This window comes from Fundidesulfovibrio magnetotacticus (genome assembly GCF_013019105.1).
Taxonomy (GTDB): domain Bacteria; phylum Desulfobacterota; class Desulfovibrionia; order Desulfovibrionales; family Desulfovibrionaceae; genus Fundidesulfovibrio; species Fundidesulfovibrio magnetotacticus.
In genome coordinates this window covers 1-21860 of sequence record NZ_BLTE01000032.1, presented here as the reverse complement: position 1 = coordinate 21860, position 21860 = coordinate 1, and the positions used below count along the sequence as shown (strand labels likewise).

General features: G+C 69.6%; 18 protein-coding genes. 13 read left to right on the top strand and 5 right to left on the bottom strand.

Annotation, left to right across the window (positions count from 1 at the left end; all coding sequences use genetic code 11):
- The 5 genes from NNJEOMEG_RS19895 to lon form a co-directional block, all read left to right on the top strand.
- On the top strand, positions 1 to 914 hold a 914-nt coding region (locus NNJEOMEG_RS19895), incomplete at its 5' end, for a flavodoxin family protein (protein WP_173087225.1).
- 67 nt (positions 915 to 981) lie between these two features.
- Entirely contained in the window at positions 982 to 1644 is a 663-nt protein-coding gene (locus tag NNJEOMEG_RS19890; protein ID WP_173087224.1) for an NAD(P)H-dependent oxidoreductase, read from the top strand.
- Positions 1641 to 2624: a DNA polymerase III subunit delta gene (locus NNJEOMEG_RS19885; RefSeq protein WP_173087223.1), complete on the top strand. Its 984-nt coding sequence runs from the start codon at positions 1641 to 1643 to the stop codon at positions 2622 to 2624. Before NNJEOMEG_RS19890 ends, NNJEOMEG_RS19885 begins: the two co-directional genes overlap by 4 nt.
- Positions 2625 to 2726: 102 nt before the next feature.
- Entirely contained in the window at positions 2727 to 3413 is a 687-nt protein-coding gene (locus NNJEOMEG_RS19880; RefSeq protein WP_173087222.1) for a JAB domain-containing protein, read from the top strand.
- Between the two features lie 70 nt (positions 3414 to 3483).
- Positions 3484 to 5949, top strand: a complete 2466-nt coding sequence (gene lon / locus NNJEOMEG_RS19875) for an endopeptidase La (protein WP_173087221.1) — start codon at positions 3484 to 3486, stop codon at positions 5947 to 5949.
- Between the two features lie 99 nt (positions 5950 to 6048).
- On the opposite strand, the gene NNJEOMEG_RS19870 is transcribed toward lon, so the two are convergent.
- From NNJEOMEG_RS19870 to NNJEOMEG_RS19860, 3 genes are all read right to left on the bottom strand, one after another.
- Positions 6049 to 8142, bottom strand: a complete 2094-nt coding sequence (locus tag NNJEOMEG_RS19870; RefSeq protein ID WP_173087220.1) for a heavy metal translocating P-type ATPase — start codon at positions 8140 to 8142, stop codon at positions 6049 to 6051.
- The gene (locus tag NNJEOMEG_RS19865; protein WP_173087219.1) at positions 8139 to 8402 is read right to left on the bottom strand and encodes a hypothetical protein; all 264 of its coding nucleotides are present in this window, start codon (positions 8400 to 8402) and stop codon (positions 8139 to 8141) included. The genes NNJEOMEG_RS19870 and NNJEOMEG_RS19865 overlap by 4 nt, the downstream gene beginning before the upstream one ends.
- Before the next feature lie 96 nt (positions 8403 to 8498).
- A complete protein-coding gene (locus tag NNJEOMEG_RS19860) occupies positions 8499 to 9125 on the bottom strand; it encodes a hypothetical protein (RefSeq protein ID WP_173087218.1) in 627 nt (208 codons plus the stop codon).
- A 167-nt stretch (positions 9126 to 9292) separates the two neighbouring features.
- Between NNJEOMEG_RS19860 and NNJEOMEG_RS19855 the strand changes: the two genes are divergently transcribed.
- The 5 genes from NNJEOMEG_RS19855 (at position 9293) to nifB (ending at position 14891) form a co-directional block, all read left to right on the top strand.
- A complete protein-coding gene (locus NNJEOMEG_RS19855; protein ID WP_173087217.1) occupies positions 9293 to 10009 on the top strand; it encodes a GGDEF domain-containing protein in 717 nt (238 codons plus the stop codon).
- A gap of 621 nt (positions 10010 to 10630) precedes the next feature.
- Complete coding sequence (locus NNJEOMEG_RS21075; RefSeq protein WP_268885706.1) at positions 10631 to 10756, top strand: hypothetical protein; 126 nt, start codon at positions 10631 to 10633, stop codon at positions 10754 to 10756.
- 24 nt (positions 10757 to 10780) lie between these two features.
- Positions 10781 to 12178 carry a nitrogenase iron-molybdenum cofactor biosynthesis protein NifE gene (gene nifE, locus NNJEOMEG_RS19850; RefSeq protein ID WP_173087216.1) on the top strand — a complete coding sequence of 466 codons (1398 nt, stop codon included), beginning with the start codon at positions 10781 to 10783 and terminating at the stop codon, positions 12176 to 12178.
- Positions 12175 to 13611, top strand: coding sequence for a nitrogenase component 1 (locus NNJEOMEG_RS19845; protein ID WP_173087215.1), 1437 nt, complete (start codon positions 12175 to 12177; stop codon positions 13609 to 13611). The genes nifE and NNJEOMEG_RS19845 overlap by 4 nt, the downstream gene beginning before the upstream one ends.
- Positions 13612 to 13622: 11 nt before the next feature.
- Positions 13623 to 14891, top strand: a complete 1269-nt coding sequence (gene nifB / locus NNJEOMEG_RS19840; protein ID WP_235957051.1) for a nitrogenase cofactor biosynthesis protein NifB — start codon at positions 13623 to 13625, stop codon at positions 14889 to 14891.
- A 146-nt stretch (positions 14892 to 15037) separates the two neighbouring features.
- On the opposite strand, the gene NNJEOMEG_RS19835 is transcribed toward nifB, so the two are convergent.
- Both NNJEOMEG_RS19835 and NNJEOMEG_RS19830 read right to left on the bottom strand, forming a co-directional pair.
- Positions 15038 to 16522: an outer membrane homotrimeric porin gene (locus NNJEOMEG_RS19835; RefSeq protein WP_217270627.1), complete on the bottom strand. Its 1485-nt coding sequence runs from the start codon at positions 16520 to 16522 to the stop codon at positions 15038 to 15040.
- A gap of 62 nt (positions 16523 to 16584) precedes the next feature.
- Complete coding sequence (locus tag NNJEOMEG_RS19830; protein WP_173087213.1) at positions 16585 to 17898, bottom strand: GGDEF domain-containing protein; 1314 nt, start codon at positions 17896 to 17898, stop codon at positions 16585 to 16587.
- Between the two features lie 193 nt (positions 17899 to 18091).
- On the opposite strand from NNJEOMEG_RS19830, the gene hcp reads away from it, so the two are divergent.
- The 3 genes from hcp (at position 18092) to NNJEOMEG_RS19815 (ending at position 21638) form a co-directional block, all read left to right on the top strand.
- Positions 18092 to 19726, top strand: coding sequence for a hydroxylamine reductase (gene hcp / locus NNJEOMEG_RS19825; RefSeq protein WP_173087227.1), 1635 nt, complete (start codon positions 18092 to 18094; stop codon positions 19724 to 19726).
- Positions 19727 to 19923: 197 nt separating this feature from the next.
- Complete coding sequence (locus NNJEOMEG_RS19820; RefSeq protein ID WP_235957050.1) at positions 19924 to 20757, top strand: sulfite exporter TauE/SafE family protein; 834 nt, start codon at positions 19924 to 19926, stop codon at positions 20755 to 20757.
- Between the two features lie 95 nt (positions 20758 to 20852).
- Entirely contained in the window at positions 20853 to 21638 is a 786-nt protein-coding gene (locus NNJEOMEG_RS19815) for an ATP-binding protein (protein ID WP_173087212.1), read from the top strand.
- The last annotated feature ends 222 nt before the right edge of the window (positions 21639 to 21860 follow it).

Genomic DNA, 21860 nt, shown 5'->3' with positions numbered 1-21860 from the left:
ACCACCACAAGCGCCACCGTCTCGACTTCGAGGACGCCAGGAAACACCGCACCCGGCAGCGGGTGGAGCAGCTGTTCCGCAAACTGGCGGCCCTCGATCCGCTCCATGGGCTGACCCGCGAGGTCATGGAGTTCTACACGGAGGGCCTGCCGCCCTCGGCGCAAAAGGCCCTGGAGCGCCTGTTCCAGCGCTGCCCCAACGAGGCCCTGGAGTTCACCAAGGAGATGCGCGCAATCTCCGAGAAGGTGGTCCGCAAGCGCCACGCCAGGAAGCAGGCCCGGACGCGGGATGCGGCCGATCCCGCATTGCCCGTTGACGAATCGCCGCGTTCCGGGAAATACCTCCCCATGCGCACGGTGCTGCTCGATGGAACCCCGGCCGGAAACGACGCCTGCCGCCAGGGCGCGGACGCCCTGCGCCGCGCCCTTTCCGACGCGGGTCACGCCGTGGAGGCCTTCCCCCTGGCCGAGCTGCCCATCGCCCCCTGCAGGGGCTGCTTCGCCTGCTGGACCGCCTCCCCGGGCCGCTGCCCCTTCCAGGACGCCTCCCAGTCCGTGGCCGCCGCCGTGGCCAACGCCCGGCTGGCCGTGTTCTACGCCGACATGCGCTTCGGCGTCTGGGGCTACGAGCTGAAAAAGGCCCTGGACCGCATGATCTGCCTCATCTCGCCCCACTTCAAAGTCGGCGCTCCCACCCGCCACGCCAGGCGCTACCCGCGCATGCCCGCCATCCTCAGCGTCGGATGGCTCCCCGCGCCCGACCCCGAGTCCGCCGAAATCTTCGGCCGCGTGGTCGGCCACAACGCCCGCAACATGGGCGCGCCCGCCTGGCGCGCCGTGGTGCTCCCGGGCGACGCGTCCTGGGCCGCCCACCGCCAGCTCTGCCTGGACGCCCTGGCGAGGCTGGCCGCATGACGGCCTTCCCGCTGCGCGGCTGCCGGCCCCGGACCGGGAGGTCTGCCCTCCGCGCGAGGCTGGCGTCATGAAAGCCGTTCTCCTGGTGGGCAGCCCCAAGCGCGCTGGCGCTTCGGCCGTGCTGGGCGAGGCGCTCTTGGAGCGCCTCCAGGCGCGCGGCGTGGAGACGGAAACCCTTCGCCTCACGGGGCTCCTGGACGCCCAGGAGGGGCGCGCCCGGCTCCACGGGGCCTTCCTGGGCGCGGACCTCTGCGTGCTGGCTGCCCCGGTCTACGCGGACTCCCTGCCCGCCCCGGCCGTGCGCGCCCTGGAATTCCTGGACGACGACGGCCCGGCCCCGGAGCGCCCCCGCGCCTTCGCGGCCCTGGTCAACTGCGGCTTCCCCGAGGCCTCCCACACGCAGACCTGCCTGGACGCCTGCCGCGTTTTCGCGCGCCGCACGGGCCTGCGCTGGGCCGGAGGCCTGGGCGTGGGCCAGGGCGGCGTCCTGGGCGAGGGGCCGCTTGAGGCGCGCGGAGCCATCACCGCGAGCCTGCGCAAGGCGCTGGACCTCTCCGCTCACGCCCTGGCCGCCGGGGAGGACATCCCGGAGGGGGCCGTCCGCCTTGCCGCCAAGCCGCTCATGCCCCGCCTGCTCTATCTGGCCGTGGCGGAACTCGGCTGGCTGGCCCAGGCCTGGAGCCGCCGCACCTTCTTCCGGCTGGGCGCGAAACCCCTGCAACGGCCATGAGCGCGCGCCAGGGCTTCACCTTCCTGGTCTGCCCGGACCCGGAGATGATCAAGCGCGAGATCCGCCGCCTGATGGCCGGGGCGGGGTCCGGGTTCACGCGCCAGGTCTTCTGGGGCGACGCCGACGAGTTCGACCCCTCCTTCTGGCAGGCCCTGGCCTCGGTGAGCCTCTTCGCGGAGCCCAAGGCCGTGGTGCTGCGCCGCGCCGAGGGCCTGGCCGGGGACTTCTGGGAGAAGCTCGCGCGGCCCCTGGCAGGGTTCAACGAGCACGTCTGGCCCATCGTCTGCCTGGAGGGGCCGCACGATCCGAAAAAGGGGCCGTCGCTGCCCAAGGGACTGGCCGACCGGCCCTACTGGAAGGCCGGGCGCGAGCGCGGCTGGGTGTGGATCTCCCCGGGCCTCACCGACGAGACCATGCTCCCCACCCTGCGCGACTGGGCCCAGGCCCGCCGCCTGGGCTTCGACAAGGGCGTGCTCCAGGAACTGGCGCGGCTTCTGCCCCGCGACATGGCCGCCTGCGCCGGGGAGCTGGAAAAGCTGGAGCTGGCCGCCGCCGGGGGGATGATCCGCCGCGAACACCTGGAACTGGTGAGCGCCGAGACCGAGCTGGACATCTTCGGCTTCCTCAAGGCCCTGGAGGAGAACCGCGACCCGGCCGGGGTCTGGCGCACGGTGTTCGGCCACCAGCTGGCCAGCGACGACGGCTTCCTCTTCCAGTTCCTGGCCATCCTGGCCCGGGAGGCGCGCACCATGTGGCAGCTTGCCGCAGAAGACCCCGAGTGCCGCGTGCACCCCTACGTGCGCAAGCTCAAGACCCCCATGGCCCAGCGCCTGGGGCCCAGGGGCCTGGCCAGGCTGTGGGACCTGGCCCTGGAGGCCGAAACTTCCGTGAAGTTCGGCATCCGCACCCCGGACCAGGCCCTGGAGATGCTGGTGGCCGACCTGGGCGTCCTCTTTTCCGGGGCACGGCGCGCCGCCTGACCCTCAAGGCCCTTCCAGGCCGGGCCGATTTCCGCTATCCCACGCTACAGGGGCTCTTTTTTCCCCCTCATCGCCGCACCGGACTTGCTCAGGGGCTGAAACATGCTTAAGAAAGAGGATCAAAAGCACTACCTGGGCCACCGAAGCCGCCTCAAGGAGCGCCTGCGCAGGGATTCCCGCGCCCTGGCGGACTACGAGGTCCTGGAACTGCTCGTGAGCTACGCCAACCCCCGCAGGGACGCGAAGCCCCTGGCCAAGGCCCTGCTGGCGCGCTTCGGCAGCCTGCGCGGCGTCTACCAGGCCAACCCGGCCGAGCTTCTGGCCGTGGAGGGCGCGAACGCGGGCCTGGAGAGCTTCTGGACGCTCTGGCGGGAGTTCCTGGCCCGCCTGGGCGAGCAGGACGTGGCCGAGCGCGTGCAGGTGGACAGCCCCGAGGTGGTGGCCAACCTGGCCCGCGAACGCCTGGGCGCACTGGCGGGCGAGGAGTTCTGGGTGCTTTTGGTGGACGCGGGCAACCGCGTCATGGGCTGGGAGCGCCTGAGCCAGGGCGGCGCGAACCAGTCGCCGGTGTCCCCGCGCGACGTGGTGGCCCTGGCCCTGCGCAGGCAGGCCGCCGGGATCGTGCTGGTGCACAACCACCCCAGCGGCGAAACCCGGCCCTCCCCGGCCGACCAGGAGGTCACCCGGCTGGTGGGCATGGCCGCCCACGGCGTGAACCTCAAGGTGCTGGACCACGTGATCGTGGCCGGGAAAAAGTGGTCCAGCCTGAAGAAGCTGGGCATGATGTAGGCCCGCGCCCCGGGCCGCCCGGCGCAAGGCCTTCGCAATCATCCGACAACGCGCCATCAAGGAGCGATCCATGAACATAGAGAACGATCCCAAGGCCCACCTGCTCCCCGAGGAGCCTGTGGAACACCCCGTGTCCGAGGATCCGGCGGCCCAGGGCCAGGAGCAGGCCAAGCTGGACATCCCCGCCGTGCTGCCCGTGCTGCCCGTGCGCGACATCGTGGTGTTCAACTACATGATCCTGCCGCTTTTCGTGGGCCGGGAGAAGTCCGTGGCCGCCGTGGACGCGGCGCTCAACTCCAACCGCTACATCCTCATCCTCACCCAGAAGGACGAGAAGGTGGACGAGCCCGGCCCCGCGGACCTGCACCTCACCGGCACAGTGGGCATGATCATGCGCATGCTCAAGATGCCCGACGGCCGCCTCAAGGTGCTCGTGCAGGGGCTCACCCGGGCCAGGGTGCGCAACTTCAGCCGCACCGACCCCCACCTGGAGGCCCTGGTGGAGGTGATCGAGGAGGGCGAATACAAGGAAGTGGGCGTCAACGAGGAAGCCATGATGCGCGCCGCCCGCGAGCAGAGCGAGAAGATACTCACCCTGCGCGGCATCTCGGCCTCCGACATCATGAGCGTGCTCAACTCCGTCAACGAGCCCGGCCGCCTGGCCGATCTCATCGCCTCCAACCTGCGCATGAAGGTGGAGGACGCCCAGAAGATCCTGGAGACCGTGGACCCCCTGGAACGCCTGGAGTTGGTGAACACCCAGCTCAACAAGGAGGTCGAGGTGGCCTCCATGCAGGCCAAGATCCAGACCATGGCCAAGGAGGGCATGGACAAGGCCCAGAAGGACTTCTTCCTGCGCGAGCAGATGAAGGCCATCCGCAAGGAGCTGGGCGAGGGCCAGGACGAGAGCGAGGAGCTCGACGAGCTGCGCCAGGCCCTGGAAAAGGCCGGACTGCCCAAGGAGGTCAAGACCGAGGCCGACAAGCAGCTCAAGCGCCTCTCCTCCATGCACCCGGACTCCTCCGAGGCCTCGGTGATCCGCACCTACCTGGACTGGCTCACCGACCTGCCCTGGAAGAAGCTCTCCAAGGACCGCCTGGACATCAAGGCCGCCCACGCCATCCTCCAGGACGACCACTACGGCCTGGAGAAGGTGAAGGAGCGCATCCTGGAATACCTCTCCGTGCGCAAGTTGAACCCCAAGATGAAGGGGCCCATCCTCTGCTTCGTCGGCCCCCCGGGCGTGGGCAAGACGAGCCTGGGGCGCTCCATCGCGCGCTCCCTGGGCCGCAAGTTCGTGCGCATGTCGCTTGGCGGCATGCGCGACGAGGCCGAGATCAGGGGACACCGGCGCACCTACATCGGCGCGCTGCCCGGGCGCATCATCCAGTCCATCAAGAGCGCCGGGACCAGAAACCCCGTGATCATGCTCGACGAGATCGACAAGGTGGGCTCCGACTACCGGGGAGACCCCACCTCGGCCCTGCTCGAAGTGCTCGACCCCGAACAGAACTTCTCCTTCCAGGACCACTACCTGGGCGTGCCCTTCGACCTCTCCAAGGTGATGTTCATCTGCACGGCCAACATGCTCGACACCATCCCCGGCCCGCTCCTGGACCGCATGGAGGTGATCCGCATCCCGGGCTACACCGAGCAGGAAAAGGTGAAGATCGCCCGCAAATACCTGCTGCCGCGCCAGGTGAAGGAAAACGGCCTCAAGAAGGCCGATATGGAGATGACCGACGCCGTGCTGGCCAAGGTGATCCGCGAGTACACGCGCGAGGCCGGGCTGCGCAACCTGGAGCGCGAGGTGGGCTCCATCGCCCGCAAGCTGGCGCGCAAGAAGGCCGAGGGCGAGAAGGGGCCCTTCAAGGTGACGGCCAAGCTGGTGCCCAAGCTCCTGGGCATTCCCCGCTTCCTCGAAGAGGAGAAGGAGCGCGAGCTGCCCCCCGGCGTGGCCGTTGGCCTGGCCTGGACCCCCGTGGGCGGCGAGATCCTGCACATCGAGGTGACCACCATGCCCGGCAAGGGCGCGCTGATCATGACGGGCAAGCTGGGCGAGGTGATGAAGGAATCCGCCCAGGCGGCGCTCTCCTACGCGCGGGCCAAGTCGGAAAAGCTGGGCATCGACCCGGCCTTCCTGGAGAAGCGCGACATCCACATCCACATCCCCGCCGGGGCCACGCCCAAGGACGGCCCCTCGGCGGGCGTGACGTTGGTGACGGCCCTCATCAGCGCGCTCACCAACACGCCCATCTGCAACGACATCGCCATGACCGGCGAGATCAGCCTGCGCGGGCGCGTGCTGCCGGTGGGCGGCATCAAGGAGAAGATCCTGGCGGCGGTGTCCGCAGGCATGAAGCGGGTGCTCATCCCGGCGCGCAACGAGAAGGACCTGGCGGACATCCCGGCCGATCTGCGCGGGCGCATCAAGGTGAAGTTCATCGAGCAGATCGACGAGGTGTGGCCCCTGGCCTGCGCCAGGGAGGACGCACCGGAGGCGCACGACGCGCCCCAGAGCAAGGCCTCGCACTAGCCTGCGGGGCGACGACGCCGACGCACGAAGAAACGGCCCGGAGGTTTACGTCCTCCGGGCCGTTCGCGCGTCTTGGGCCGCCCCTCGGCCAGGCCCGCTTCAGCGGGGCAGGGCCAGGGGGCGCAGGGAGTTGAGCGCGGCGGCCAGGGTGGCCCCGTTGTGCATCACGGCCGAGAGCTGCGGCGTGAGCCGCCCGAAAAGCCCGCCCGCCAGGAGCAGGGAGTTCACGGTGACGATGAGCAGGTAGTTGGTCTTGATGCGCGCCAGCGACGCCCGCGCCAGGCTCCGGGCGCGGGCCAGGGCGGTCAGGTCGCCCGTGGTGAGCACCACGTCGGCCACCTCGCGGGTCACGTCCGCGCCCTGGTGCATGGAGATGCCCACCGAGGCCCGGGCCAGGGCCGGGGCGTCGTTGAGTCCGTCGCCCACCATGGCCACGGTGTGGCCCTCGGCCATGAGTCCCTCGATGACGCGGTGCTTCTCGTCGGGCAGCACCTGGGCGATCCACTCGGTGATGCCCAGCTGCTTCGAGATGCGCGCGGCCATGCCGTCCAGGTCGCCCGTGAGCATGATCACGCGTTGCACGCCCGAGTCCCTCAGGGCCTGGATGGCCTCTCCGGCCTCGGGGCGCAGGGGGTCGTCCAGGCTGATCACGCCTGCCAGCTCGTCCCCGACGGCCAGATAGAGCAGGGAATGGCCCTCTTCGGCCAGCCGCGCCACCGTTTCGGCGGCGTCGCCCAGGGGCACGCCCTCGTCCTCGTGGATGAAGTGGCGGCTGCCCAGGAGCACGCGCTTGCCCTTGAGCCAGCTGGCCACGCCGTGGGCGGCCACGTACTCCACGCGGGCGTGCTCCTCCTGGTGCTCAATGCCCTCCTCGCGGGCCTGGCGCACCACGGCGCGGGCCACGGGGTGGGGGAAGTGCTCCTCCAGGCAGGCGGCCAGACGCAGCACGTCCTCGCGGCTGGCCCCGCCGAAGGGGATCACGTCGTGCACGGAGGGCTCGGCCATGGTCAGGGTGCCGGTCTTGTCGAAGACGAACACGTCGGCCTTGGCCATCATCTCCAGGGGCTGCCCGCCCTTGACCACCACCCCAGCGGCGGCCATCTGGCGCATGGCGGCCAGCACGGCCAGGGGCGTGGCCAGCTTGATGGCGCAGGAATAGTCCACCAGGAGCACGGAGGCGGCGCGGCGCGGGTCGCGCGTGGCGGCGTAGACGGCCCCGGAGAGGCCCAGGGAGAAGGGCACCAGGTTGCCCGCCAGCTTCTCGGCCTGGCTCTGCACCCCGGCCTTGCTGCGCTCGGCCTGTTCCACCAGGCCCAGCATGCGCCGCCAGCGGGTGGTGTCGGCCGATCCGGCGGCCTTCACCAGCACCTCTCCCTCCTCCACCACCGTGCCCGCGAACACCGCCGAGCCCGGGCGCTTGGGCACGCCACGCGCCTCGCCGGTCATGGCGCTCTGGTCCACCAGGGCCTCGCCTTCCTCCACCACGCCGTCCACGGGGACCACGGCCCCCTGGCGCAGCACCACAAGGTCGCCCTGCTTCACGTCGCGGGAGTCCACCTGCTCCTCCTCGTGGCCCCGGCGCACCCAGGCCCAAACGGTCTGCGCGGCCAGGGTGGCGGCCAGGCTCTCCTCGGAGCGCTTGCGGGTCCAGCTTTCCAGGAACTCGCCCAGGCCCAGGAGCAGGGTGATGGCCCCCAGGCTGCGGAAGTCGCGGCGCAGGATGCAGATGCCCAGGGCCGTGGCGTCGAGCACGTCCACGGAGAGCTTGCCGGAACACAGCGAGACCGCCCCACGCCAGATCCTGGGCAGGGCGGAACGCGCGGCGATGGCCAGGCGCACGCCCATGGGCAGCACGGGCCGGAGCACCACGGGGGCCAGAAGCCCCACGAGGCTTGGAGGGGCTTCCCCGCCGTGGGCCGGTTGAGGGGCAAGCCGGGGGGCGGGGGTGTCGCGCGCGGGTTCGGGCGGTGCGCTGAAGCCCTCCCGGAGCTTTTGGAGCAGGTTCTGTCGCAGGGCCTCGTCCGGCGCGTGGACGATGAGGATGGAGCCCGTGCGCGGGTTCACGTCGAGCGAGCGCACGCCGTCCAGGTCGCGCAGGAGCGCCAGGAGTCCCGCGCGCTCCCCGGCCGCCCGGGGCGGGGCGGCGCGCAGACGCAGGCGGCCGGGGAGGTCGTGGGCGATGGAGAGGGTCACGAGGTCTGGCTCTCTTCCGCCGGGGCGTCCCCCGCTGTCTGCTTGCGTGCCTGTTCGGCCTCGGCCAGGAAGTCTTCCAGATGTTCCTTGGCGTGGTCCACGACGCCCAGGACCTTTTCCTTGATGTCCAGCCCGCTGGCCATGGCGTTGGTCACAAGGGGCTTGATGGCCGGGGCGCCGCGCGTGAGCGCGTAGACGGCCAGTGCGCCGGCGGCCGCGCCGCCGGCGATGAGGAGCAGGTCTCTGGAAGTGAGGTTCATCGAAAGTCTCCGCAATGCGCCCGCGCAGGGCGGGGTCGAAAGGTTGAGCGATGAATCGAGAGGCTCCGGCCTCAGGCTTCAGCAGATCAAGGAGCCTCAGGCTGCCGGTTTCAGCAGGTCCAGGAGACGCGCGCGCAGCCCCTCCGTGCCCAGCTCCCCGGCCAGTTCGCACACGGCCAGGTGCCGCCAGTAGTCCTCGCGCGGGATGCCCCGGCTCTTGCAGAGGCGTTCGCGCAGGAGCCGCCAGCGAGAGGCCAGGCGCGACTGGCCCAGAGGCCCCACCAGGCAGCAGGGCATGAGGGCGAAGGCCCCCGTGGCGGGTTCGCCCAGGGCGTCGTACCCGGGCCACTCGGAGAGCGAGCAGGCCTCCAGGGCCTGGCGCTCGCCGCGCAGGGCTTCCAGGGCGGGGCCTGCCAGGGAGACGGGCACCAGACGGGCCTCCACGTGGATGGCTCCCAGGAAAAGGCCCACCAGCACGCGCGTTTCGGGCACGACGCGCAGGCCCTCGCACGCCTCGCGGGTGAGGGCGTCGCGGAAGAGGCGGTAGTAGCGGTTGGCGGTGTTGCGGTTCACGCACAGGGCCAGGGCCGCCTGGCTGGCGGTGTCGCCCTGGCTGAAGTGCCGGGCCAGCCCCTGGAGCAGGGGCTCGTCGATCTTGGCGTAGGCCGCGTAGCGGTTCTTATGGTGCAGGGGGCGGGCTCTGTCTCGGGGGGGTCGGATCATGACGGCATCCTTTGCGAGGTTGATTCTCGTTATCAACAGTGTGGCCTTCCGTAAAGCGCTTCGGACGCCACGGCCACTTGATGAGAAAGGCCACGGCAAACACCGCTTTACGCCCGGGTGGACGATGGATAGAATACCGCACCAGATCAATCAGGAGAGCCCCCCTCATGGACCATCCCGTCCCCCTGTTCGACAAGGAGCAGCAGGTCGCCGCAGCCGCGCGCCAGGCCCTCGCGGCCACGGACTGCACGGAGTTCGCCCGGCCTTTCGGGGAACTGGTGGAAGCCTACGAGGACCTCCTGGAGCGCTCGCGCCGCGTGGCCGAGGCCGCCCTGGAAGCCCAGATGGACCTGGAAGCCGCCCTGACCCAGGTGGCGCAGCTCTCCGAGGTGGACGGGCTCACGGGCGTGCTGAACCGCCGCGCCTTCGAGAAGCTCCTGGCCAGGGACTGGGCCCAGGCCCAGCGCGAGGGGTCGAGCCTGTCCCTGCTGGTGGTCAACGTGGACCGCTTCGCGGCCTACAACGCCGTGAACGGCTCGCTGGCCGGAGACGACGCCCTCAAGGCCGCCGCAGGGGCGCTCATGCGCTGCCTCTACCGCGAGGTGGACGCGGCCGGGCGCATGGAGGGCGACACCTTCGCCGCCCTGCTGCCGGGCTCCGGGCCGGACGGAGCGCGGGTGGTGGCGGCGCGCATCCTGGACGAGGTGGCCCGCCTGGAGATCCCCCACCTGGATTCGCCCCACGGGGGCCTGCTCACCGTGAGCGCCGGGGTCGCCAGCGTGACGCCTGGCAGGGGCGACGCCCCCATGCTCCTGGTGCGCCAGGCCCAACAGGCGCTGGGCGTGGCCAAGCAGGAAGGCGGCAACGCCTTCGCCCTGGCGTAGAGCCAGGGCCAGCTCCCGAGTACGCCCCGCGCGGGCCTCCGAGCCGGGACGCTCCTTCTCCCGCTTCCTCGCAACCCTCCTCCTCGCCCGACCGCTCCGTAACCGTCGCGCCAGTTCCCCCGTCCTGTCACACAAGGCCGCTAGAAGGCCCCTGCACGCCCGCTGGTCCTGGGCCAGTGGCCGAGTGGCATGGCGATGCTTGATCATGATTTTCACTTTCAATAATGACGGGTGCGCGCCGTCCGTGGTGGGGGGCGCGCACCGCTTCAGCAAATGGAGGCAGCCCATGAACTGTTGCAAGCATATGATCGGAACCCTTTTCGTGAGTCTGGCCATCCAGGGCGGGCTCTATCTATACTGCCTGGAAACCCTCGCCCATTAGGCCGCAACCCCCGTAAGCGGCCACCTCCCGCCCCCCGGCCGGGCGTCTCCCCTGGACGCCCGGCCCCTCTACAAAAACGTCCGTCCGGACTCGCCAAAAATGTAAGCCCTCACGCCCACAAGCGGAGGGCTTTATTATTTTACTACGTTAAATCAAGTGAATAGTCGCTGGCACGACTCTTGATTAGTCCTGAACGGCCGGGCTCCCCGGCCCCAACGGAAACCGACCGGGAGGACGCCATGAACGCCAACTCCGCCACCCCCAACGCCCTGACCGCCAGCATCGAGATGCTCGTGGCCCTGGCCGCCAGTCTGGCCATCCAGGTCGTCGGCTACACCTTCTGCCTGACCACCCTCGGGGCCTAACGGCACAACACAGCGAGGCGCACCGTGTCCGAACTCATTTTTGAAGAACGCGCGGACCAGATCCACGTCAAGGGCGAGGGTCCCTTCAAGCTCGCGTGCAACCGCGAGTCCCTGGCCGGGGCCGTGAGCCAGCGCGCCTGCGTGTTCTGCGGCTCGCGCGTGGTGCTCTACCCCATCGCCGACGCCCTGCATCTGGTGCACGGCCCCATCGGCTGCGCCGCCTACACCTGGGACATCCGGGGCGCGCTCTCCTCCGGCCCGGAGCTGCACCGCCTCTCCTTCTCCACCGACCTCCAGGAGACCGACGTGATCTTCGGGGGCGAAAAGAAGCTCGAAGCCGCCCTCCTGGAACTCATCGACCGCCACGCCCCCAAGGCCGCCTTCGTCTACTCCACCTGCATCGTGGGCATCATCGGAGACGACCTCCAGGCCGTGTGCAAGAAGGTCTCCGCCGCCAAGGGCATTCCCGTGATCCCCGTGCAGTCCGAGGGCTTCAAGGGCAACAAGCGCGAGGGCTACCTGGCCGCCTGCAAGGCCATGTTCACGCTCATGGGCACGGGCGACACCTCGGACATCGGCCCGCTCTCCCTGAACATCCTGGGCGACTTCAACCTGGCCGGGGAGATCTGGATCATCCGCGACTACTTCCGGCGCATGGGCATCGAGACCGTGGCCAACATCACCGGCGACGGCCGCGTGGGCGACATCGCCCGGGCCCACGGCGCGGCCCTCAACGTGGTGCAGTGCTCCGGCTCCACCATGGACCTGGCCAAGATGATGAAGGAGAAGTTCGGCATCCCCTTCGTCAAGGTCTCCTACTTCGGCATCGAGGACATGGCCGAGGCCCTCTACACCGTGGCCCGCTTCTTCAAGGACAAAGACCCCAACATGCTCGAGCGCACCCAGGAACTGGTGCGCGAGGAGCTGGCCGTGCTCTACCCCAGGCTCCAGGAGCTGCGCCGCGACCTGGAGGGCAAGAAGGCCGCCATCTACGTGGGCGGGGCCTTCAAGGCCTTCTCGCTCATCAAGGCCTTCCGCCACCTGGGCATGTCCGTGGTGATCGCCGGGTCCCAGACCGGCACCGAGGAGGACTACGAGGAGCTGGCCCAGATCTGCGACCCCGGCACCATCATCGTGGACGACGCCAACCCCCTGGAGCTCTCCGCCTTCCTCAAGGAGAAGGACGTGGACATCTTCGTGGGCGGCGTGAAGGAGCGCCCCATCGCCTACAAACTGGGCGTGGGCTTCTGCGACCACAACCACGAGCGCAAGGAGGCCCTGGAAGGCTTCGTGGGCATGGTCAACTTCGCCCTGGAGGTGCACCGCACCGTCATGAGCCCCGTGTGGCGCTTCGTGCCCCGCAGGGCCGGAAATCGCCCGGACGCCTCCCTGGCGTGCGGGTCCGTGGAGGAGCGGTCATGAGCATCACCGAAATCGATCCCCTGGAGACCCCGGCCCCCGCGCCGGCAACGGCCGGCCCCAAGCCCATCAAGCCCAAGGCCGAGCCCTTCGTCTCCACCACCAACGCCTGCAAGCTCTGCAAGCCCCTGGGCGCTACCCTGGTGTTCAAGGGCATAGAGGGCGGCGTGCCCTTCCTGCACGGCTCCCAGGGCTGCGCCACCTACATGCGCCGCTACATCATCAGCCACTTCCGGGAGCCCATGGACATCGCCTCCAGCTCCCTGGGCGAAAAGCAGGCCATCTACGGCGGCGCGGCCAACCTCAAGAAGGGCCTGCTCACCGTCATGGACAAGTACGGCGCGGGCCTGATCGGCGTGGCCACCACCTGCCTCACCGAGACCATCGGCGACGACGTGCCCGGCGCGCTCCTGGAGTTCCGCCGCGAATTCGCCGACCTGGAGCTGGCCCCGGTGGTGAACGTCTCCACGCCCAGCTACTCGGGCTCCCACATGGAAGGCTTCACCGCCGCCGTGCGCGCCGTGGCCGACCAGCTCGTGCGGACCGGGCTCAAGACCGACGCCGTGAACTGCTTCCCCGGCTTCGTCTCCTGCGAGGACCTGCGGCACCTCAAGGACGTGTTCGCCGCCTTCGAGCTGCCCGTCACCCTCCTGCCCGACTACTCCGAGACCTTGGACGGCCCCGCCCTGGAGGACTACGAGAAGATCACCTCCGGCGGCACGCCCGTGAAGGCCCTGGAGGCCATGGGCGGAGCGCCCGCCAGCTTCGAGTTCGGGGCCACCCTGCCGCCCCCGGGCGAGGCGGGCACGGCCGGGGGACTCCTGGCCGCGCGCCACGGCGTGCCCCTGCACCGCATGGGCCTGCCCATCGGCCTGCGCGAATCCGACGCCTTCTTCCAGGCCCTGGAGACCGTCTCCTGCCGCCCAACCCCCCGCCGCCACGCCCTGGAGCGCGGCCGCCTCCTGGACGCCTTCGTGGACGGCCACAAGTACGTGGCCCAGAAGCGCTGCGTGCTCTACGGCGAGGAAGACCTCTTGGTGGGACTGACCTCGTTCATGGCCGAGATCGGCGTGATCCCCGTGCTGGTGGCCGGGGGCGGCCGGAGCGGTCGCCTCAAGGACGCCGTGCACGCCGCCTGCGAGGGCCTCGTGCCCGAGATGCCCGAAGTGGCCGAAGGCGTGGACTTCTACGACATCGCCGACAAGGCCCGCGAGCTGGCCCCGGACCTCTTCCTGGGGCATTCCAAGGGCTATCGCCTGGCCCGCGAGCTGAACGTGCCGCTCATCCGGGTGGGCTTCCCCATCCACGACCGCTTCGGTGGGCACCGCACGCGCCACCTCTGCTACCAGGGCGCGCTCGACCTTCTGGACCGCGTGGTCAACGCCATGATCGAAAAGAAACAGACCGACTCCGACATCGGGTACGGATACATCTAAAGGAGCCCCCCATGGCCATGGACCTTTCCAAGCACCCCTGTTTCAACAAGGACGCCAAGGGCTCCTGCGCGCGCGTGCACCTTCCCGTCGCGCCCAAGTGCAACATCCAGTGCAACTACTGCAACCGCAAGTACGACTGCGTGAACGAATCGCGCCCGGGCGTCACCTCCTCGGTGCTCACGCCGCACCAGGCCATGCTCTACATGGAGAAGGTGATGGAGGCCGAGAAGCGCGTCACGGTGGTGGGCATCGCAGGCCCCGGCGACCCCATGGCCAACGCCCGCGAGACCCTGGAAACCATGCGCCTGATCAAGAAACGCTGGCCGGACATGATCCTGTGCCTCTCCTCCAACGGGCTCCAGCTGCCCGAGCACGTGGACGAGCTGGCCGAGATCGGCGTCTCCCACGTGACGGTCACGGTCAACGCCGTGGACCCGGAAATCGCGGCCAAGATCTACTCCTGGGCGCGCATCGGCAAGGTGCTCTACCGGGGCGAGGAGGCCGCGCGCATCCTGCTGGAACGCCAGAAGGAGTCCATCCGCCTGCTCAAGGCCAAGGACATCATCGTGAAGGTGAACACCATCGTCATGCCCGGCATCAACGACCACCACGTCGAGGAGATCGCCCGGACCATGAAGGAGATGGGCGTGAACCTGCTCAACTGCATGGCGCTCATCCCCAACAAGGAGACCAAGTTCGAGCTGGTCCCCGAGCCCTCCAAGGCCCGCATCGAGGAGATCCGCGCCATGGCCGAGCAGTACCTGCCACAGATGCGCCACTGTCAGCGCTGCCGCGCCGACGCCGTGGGCCTGCTGGAAAAGGACTGCTCCAAGGAATTCTCCGGGCTTCTGGCCTCCTGCGCCGCCGCGCCCGCGCCCGTGGACGCCTCGCGCCCCTACGTGGCCGTGGCCAGCATGGAGGGCATGCTCGTGAACATGCATCTGGGCGAGGCCGGACTCTTTCAGATCTGGGGCGAGGACGAGGCGGGCGGCTACAAGCTGGTGGAAAACCGCCCCGCCCCGCCAACGGGAGGCGGCCCAAGGCGCTGGTACGACCTGGCCAAGGCCCTCAAGGACTGCCGCGCCGTGCTCGTCTCGGGCGTGGGGGACACGCCCCAGGCGATCCTCGAGGAGGAGGGCGTGAAGGTGGTGGCCATGTCGGGCTTCATCAGCCAGGGCCTGGACGCCGTGTTCAAGACGGGCGATATCAACAAGCTGCGCGCCAAGGGCGGCGGCGGCTGCAAGATGGGCAAGTGCTCGGGCGGCGGCGAAGGCTGCTAGGAAACGTTTTCTCCGACGGTTGGTTGCTGGCAGGAAAGGCCGGCGGGGGAGTGGACGCCCCCCGCCGGCCTCGTGCTTTGCGGGCGCGGGTGTCCTGCAGGCACGGCCGTTGTCGCCTCGGCGATCGATGCGTCGGCCGGGTCAGTCTAGAACGTGTAGAGCAGCCCCACAGCCACCTTCACCGAATCCGTGGCCGCGCCCGCCATGGAAGGCCCCCACACGCTGGCCTGGAAGCCCAGGGGCCTGGCCCAGCCCGTCTCCACCAGGAGCGTGAGCTGCTCCGTGACGGCGTAGGAGTGGTCGAAGTTGAGGGCCACGATGGCCTCGTTCAGCGTGAGGTTGCGCCCCATCTCCACCATGTACCCCTGGCCCGAGAGCGCCACGGAGCGCCGGAAGGCCGCCGGGTCCGACGTGCCGCGCATGTACGCGGCCGTCAGACGGGAGGATAGGCCTTCGACCAGGGCGATCTTGTCCAGGGTCAGTCCCAGGCCCCAGGAGCCGGTGGGGTCGGCCACCAGGGTGGTCTCGTTGTCGATGGTCTCGCTGGTGAAGAAGAGATAGCTCAGGCCCGAGTTCCACGTGCGCACCAGGGTGGGCAGGCGCTCCGAGCCGTTGCCGATGTCGGCGTCCTCGCCTGAGCCCCACCAGGCGAAGAGGCGCGGGGTCACGCGGTCCGAGCCCGCGTATTCCAACGCCATGTCCGCGAAGAGCCCCCGGCGCGCGTTGCGCGGCGCGTCGGCCCAGGCCCCCGCGCCGCCCACGAGGTCCGCGAAGAGGGTGAAGTCCCCCATGCCGCGCTTGAGGGCCGCCCCGGCCCAGGCGTAGGGCGCGGCGTCCCCCGCGAAACCGCCCCGACCTTCAAAGTACCCCAGGGAGAGAACCTGGCGGCGGATGTAGCCCAGGTCGGGCGGGCCGCCCAGGGCGCCCGCATAGGGCGCGGGAGCGGGCGTTCGCGCAAGCCGCGCCGCCGCCGCCCAGGGCGTGAAGGACCAGCCCTCGCCAGTGAGCGGCAGCGAGAGCCAGGCCAGGTCCAGCACGTCCGTGGCGCGCCCGGTCGCGCTTTCCAGGGCGTCGGCGTAGCCCAGGGGGCGGCCCACGGCGGCCTGGAGCGATGCCCCCTCGCCCAGGGGGACCTCCACGGCCACGGCGGGATATTCCGAATCGAGCACCACGGAGCCCGTGAAGGCCTCGGACTGGGGCAGCGTGGTGCTGAACTTGCCCGCCGTGATTTCCACGTCCGTGCCCGGCCACTTGAACTGCAGGTAGGCCTTGAACACCTCGATGGCTGGGGCGGGGTTGTCCACGGTGTAGGTGGCGTTGCCCCAGGGGGTGTTGTCCACCTGCACCCAGAAGGTGAAGCCCAGGTTCTCGTCGCTGGTGAAGTCCGTGCGCAGGCGCAGGCGCTGCCAGACGGCGAAGGCGTCCTGGGCCTGGGCGCGGACGGTGGTCCAGGGGGTGAAGAGGCGGTTGGCGTAGCTGGCGGCGTAGGCGTAGAACTGACCGCTCATGGCGACCCGGGCGGCGCGGCAGGGCTGGGCGGCCAGCACGAGCGACGCCCAGGCGACCGCCAGGAAAAGGCCCGGCCCGAGAAGGCGCCTCGCGGGAAGCCGCGCCGCGAAAAGGCTCTTCACGAAACGGACCGACGCGCAAAAGTCCGGGGCGGGAAATCCCGCCGCCGACCCGGCGGCGCGCGTCATGCAGTGCCCTCGCTGGACGCGTCCTCGCTGGAGACCACGCGGTTGCGGCCCGATTCCTTGGCCCGGTAGAGGGCCTGGTCCGCCTGGCGGAGCAGGGCGTCGAATCCCCCCGCGCCGTGGTGGTCCGTGGCCGTGCCGATGCTCACGGTCACGCGCAGGGAGAGGGGGCCGTGGGTCACCACGTGCTCCTCCACGGCGCGGCGCAGGCGTTCGGCCAGGTGCAGGGTCTCCTCGCGCCCGGAGTTGGGGGCGAGCAGGGCGAACTCCTCGCCGCCCACGCGCGCCAGCACGTCGGAATCGCGCACCACTGAGCGCAGAACGGCCGCCGTCTGGGAGAGCACGGCGTCCCCGGCGTCGTGGCCGTGGGTGTCGTTGACGGCCTTGAAGTGGTCCAGGTCCAGCATGGCCACGGAGCAGGGATGGCCGCCCCGGCGGCAGATGGCCAGGGCCAGCGGCCCTTCCTCCAGGAGCTTGCGGCGGTTGGGCAGCCCCGTGAGCTGGTCCGTGACGGCCAGGGCCTCCAGGCGTTGCATGGAGGCGGAGAGCTTGGCCGAAAGATCGCCGAAGGCCTCGTAGAGCACGCGCACCTCGCTGGAGACGCCACTGGGCACGGGAGGCGGCGGGTCCTCCGGCGGGGAGCCGTCGGAGAGCACCATGTGCCGGGCCAGCCGGGCGATGGGTTGCCCGATGCGCCGCGCCGCCAGCACGGCCGCGCCGGCCCCCAGCAGGGAGGTGGCCAGCCCGGCCAGGGCCATGCTTCCCAACATGCGCCCGAAGCGGTCCCCGGCCTCGCGGTTGGCCTCCACGCCCAGCTCCATGTTCACGCGCTCGATGCCCTCCAGCCGGGAGATCATCAAGGCGTAGTCGGCGGCCTTGCCGCGCGCCAGGGCGGCGGCTTCCACGGCGCGGCCGTCCAGCATGGCCTCCAGCACGGCGCGGTTGCCCGCCACGTAGGAGGCCTTGGCGGCCAGGTAGCCCTGGAAGTCCCGGCGCTCCTCGGGGGTCTGGCAGAGGCCGTCCAGGTGCTCCTCGGCCGTGATGATGCGCGCGGCGATGCGCCCCATCTGGCGGGCCAGGCCGGCCAGTTCCCGCTCGTGCACGGCCAGGACGTAGCGAAGCTCCAGGTTGCGGAATTCGGTGACGAGCCGGGTGAGGTCCCCGGCCTTGCGCACCGAGGGCAAATAATTCCCCCCGAATTCCCTCATGCTGTCGCGCACCTGGGAAAACTGATGCAGCCAGAGCGCCTGGAAAGCCATGTTGAGCGACACGATGAGGGCTGCAAGAACCAGAATCATGTGGTAGAGGCGCATGGCTGGTCTCCTTGGGGACAGTTGGCCTCACGGGTCCCTGCCGGTCAAGGAGTCCTGGAGGCCGCCGCGAAAAAAACGGCGATTTTCCCACCCGCGTGACGCAGGTCACATCCGCCTTTCCGGTGGAGGGTTAGGTGTCTGGGCAGACGAGGCAACCACGTCAACCAACCCCAAGGGAGGAATCATAATGAGCATGTTCTGTTACCAGTGCGAGCAGACCGCCCAAGGCAAAGGCTGCGACAAGATCGGCGTGTGCAGCAAGAACGACGTCACCTCCAACCTCCAGGACCTGCTGGTCTACGCCCTGCGCGGACTCTCCCTGGTGGCCGAGGCAGGCCGCGCCAAGGGCGTGGCGGACGTCGAAGCCGACCGCCACGTGCCCGCCATGCTCTTCTCCACGCTCACCAACGTGAACTTCGACCCCGAGCGCTTCCAGGCCTGGATCGGCCAGACCGTGAAGCTGCGCGACGCCCTAGCCGCCAAGGTCAAGGCCGCCGGGGGGACCATCCCCGCCCACGCCAGCGTCACCTTCGCCCCTGCCGCCACCCTGGACGGGCTGGTTGAGCAGGCCTCCAAGGGCCTGGGCGGCATGAAGGACAACCCCGACACCGACCCCGACATCGTTTCGCTCCAGCACATGGTGCTCTTCGGCATCAAGGGCATCGCCGCCTACGCCGACCACGCCCGCATCCTGGGCGTGGAGAACAAGGAAATCTACGACTACCTCCACGAGGCCATGGCCGCCGCCACCAAGCCCGGCCTGGGCATGGACTGGTGGTTCGACTGCTGCATCCGCGCCGGGCAGGCCAACCTCAAGGCCATGGAGGCCCTGGACAAGGCCAACACCGACGCCTACGGCCATCCCAAGCCCACCGCCGTGCCCCTGGGCCACGTGAAGGGCAAGGCCATCCTCATCACCGGCCACGACCTCAAGGACCTGGAAGAGCTCCTGAAGCAGACCGAAGGCAAGGGCATCTTCGTCTACACCCACGGCGAAATGCTCCCCGCCCACGGCTACCCCAAGCTCAAGGAGAAGTACCCCCACCTCTACGGGCACTACGGCACCGCCTGGCAGAACCAGCAGAAGGAATTCGCCGTCTTCCCCGGCGCGATCCTCTTCACCACCAACTGCCTGATGAAGCCCGCCGCCTCCTACCAGGACAACGTCTACACCCACGGCCTGGTGGGCTTCCCCGGCGTCAAGCACGTGGAAGGCTACGACTTCTCCGCCGTGGTGGCGCACGCCCTCAAGCTGCCCGGCTTCACCGAAGACGCCCCCGGCAAGCAGGTGCTCACCGGCTTCGCCCGCAACGCCGTCCTGGGCGTGGCCGACAAGGTCATCGACGCCGTGAAGTCCGGGGCCATCAAGCGCTTCTTCCTGGTGGCCGGCTGCGACGGCGCCAAGCCCGGACGCAACTACTACACCGAGTTCGTCGAGAAGCTGCCCAAGGACACCGTGGTCCTCACCCTGGCCTGCGGCAAGTTCCGCTTCTTCGACAAGGACCTGGGCGACATCGGCGGCATCCCCCGCCTGCTGGACATGGGCCAGTGCAACGACGCCTACTCCGCCATCCAGGTGGCCGTGGCCCTGGCAGGGGCCTTCAACTGCGGCGTCAACGACCTGCCCCTCTCCCTGGTGCTCTCCTGGTACGAGCAGAAGGCCGTGGCCATCCTGCTCACCCTGGTTGCCCTGGGCATCAAGGACGTCCGCCTCGGGCCCTCCCTGCCCGCCTTCGTCACCCCCAACGTGCTCAAGGTGCTGGTGGAGAAGCTGAACATCATGCCCATCACCACCCCCGACGAAGACATCAAGGCCATCCTCGGCTAACCCTTTCCACCTCCTCCGAAAACTCCAACCGGGCGGCCGTCGCGAAAGCGGCGGCCGTTCGCGTTTGGCGCGCGGCCCTTGCCAGGCGCGCCGCGCGTGTCGTAGACACCAACGATGGATGGATCAGGCGACGCGCACCTCGACCAAGGACCCGCCATGCGTGAACACGCCGCGCCCTCCCCGGGCCGGAACGCCCCGTGAGCCCCGAAGCCTATCTGGGGCTCATGGCCCTGGGGCTTCTGGCCGGGGCCTTCGGCACCCTCATCGGCGCGGGCGGCGGCTTCGTGCTCATGCCCCTGCTCATGGTGCTCTACCCCTCCGACGCCGCCCAGACCCTCACCTGCATCTCCCTGACCACCGTGTTCTTCAACGCCCTCTCCGGCGTGGAGGCCTACGCGCTGGCCAAGCGCATCGACTATCGCTCCGCCGCCCTCTTCGGCCTCTGCGCGCTGCCCGCGACCATCCTCGGGGCGCTTGGCACCGCCGGCGTCGACCGGCGCGACTTCGACCTGGTCTTCTCCGTCTTCCTCCTGGCGGGGGCCGCCTTCCTCCTGCTCAAGAAACCGCCCGCGGAGCACGCTCACCGGCCCGTCGTCCCGGGCCAGACCGCCCGAACACTCACCGACGCCCACGGGGCCTGCTACTCCTGGAGCTTCAATCCCTGGCTCGGCGGCGGCCTCTCCCTGCTGGTGGGCTACCTCTCCAGCTTCCTGGGCATCGGCGGGGGCATCATCCACGTGCCCCTCATGGTCTACCTGCTCCGTTTCCCCGTGCACGTGGCCACCGCCACCTCCCACTGCGTCCTGGCCGCCATGTCGCTGTGCGGCGTCACCACCCTGGTGCTCACCGGGGCCTTCCACCACGGCGCGCACCGCACCGCCGCCCTGGCCGTGGGCGTCATCCTGGGCGCGCAGATCGGCGCGCGCCTCTCCGAACGCCTGGGCGGCAGCGCCATCGTGCGGTTGCTCGCCTGGGGCCTTGCCGTCCTGGGCGTGCGCGTGCTGCTCCTGGCCCTGGGCCTCTGGGGCTGAAAAATCTTCGACTCTTCCGGCTCCCTGTGACGCACGTCACAGGCATCGGACGCCCGCGTCGCTATTGTCTGCCCAACACGCCCCGGAGGAACACCATGAAGACCACCCGCAAGATCGTGGAAATAGACGAAGAACTCTGCAACGGTTGCGGAGAGTGCCTGCCCAACTGCGCCGAAGGCGCCATCAGCATCGTGGACGGCAAGGCCAGGCTCAAGGCCGACAAGCTCTGCGACGGCCTTGGCGCATGCCTCGGCCACTGCCCCATGGGCGCGCTCAAGATCATCGAGCGCGTGGCCGACGAGTTCGATGAAGACGCCGTGCACCACGAGCTCGAAACCATGAAGCAGGCCGAAGCCGCCCCCGCGCCCGCCATGGGCTGCGGCTGCCCCGGCGCCAACGTGACCACCCTCAAGCCCCACGGCGGCTGCCCCGGCTCGCGCGCCGCCACCCTGAGCCCCAAGGCCCAGCCCGCCCACAGCCACGCCCCCGTCGAATCCAACCTCGGCCACTGGCCCGTGAAGCTGCGCCTCGTGCCCGCCGACGCCCCCTTCCTGCGCGGCGCGGAAGTGATCGTCGCCGCCGACTGCGCGCCCGTCGCGCTGCCCGACTTCCACGCCCGCATGGCCGGAAAGGTCGTGCTCATCGCCTGTCCCAAGTTCGACGACCCCGACCCCTACATCCAGAAACTCGCGCAGATGATGCGCCACTCGGGCGTCAAAAAGGTCCAGGTGCTGCGCATGGAAGTGCCCTGCTGCACAGGCCTCTCGCACCTCGTCCGGCAGGCCGCCGCCCTGGCGGGCAACAACGTCCCCGTGGAGGACCTGGTCATCGCGCGCACCGGCGAAGTCCAGGCCGCCCAGACCCCCCGCACCCTCTTCTAGCCCGCGCGCCCATGGCCGTCGGAGGAAGAAGCCTCCGGCGGCCAAAGGGCTACGCCCTTTGGAACCCCTTTTTGCTTCGCGGGTTTCACCGGGTAGGCCTGTGTGACCGGAGCGGCCAGTTTCCGGACGCCCGCACGGCAGCAGACACCCGCCGGGAACGCGCTCAAAGCAGCGCTTATCCCGGCGGACTGCCATCGTCGCAAGCGACGATGAACAAGGAAT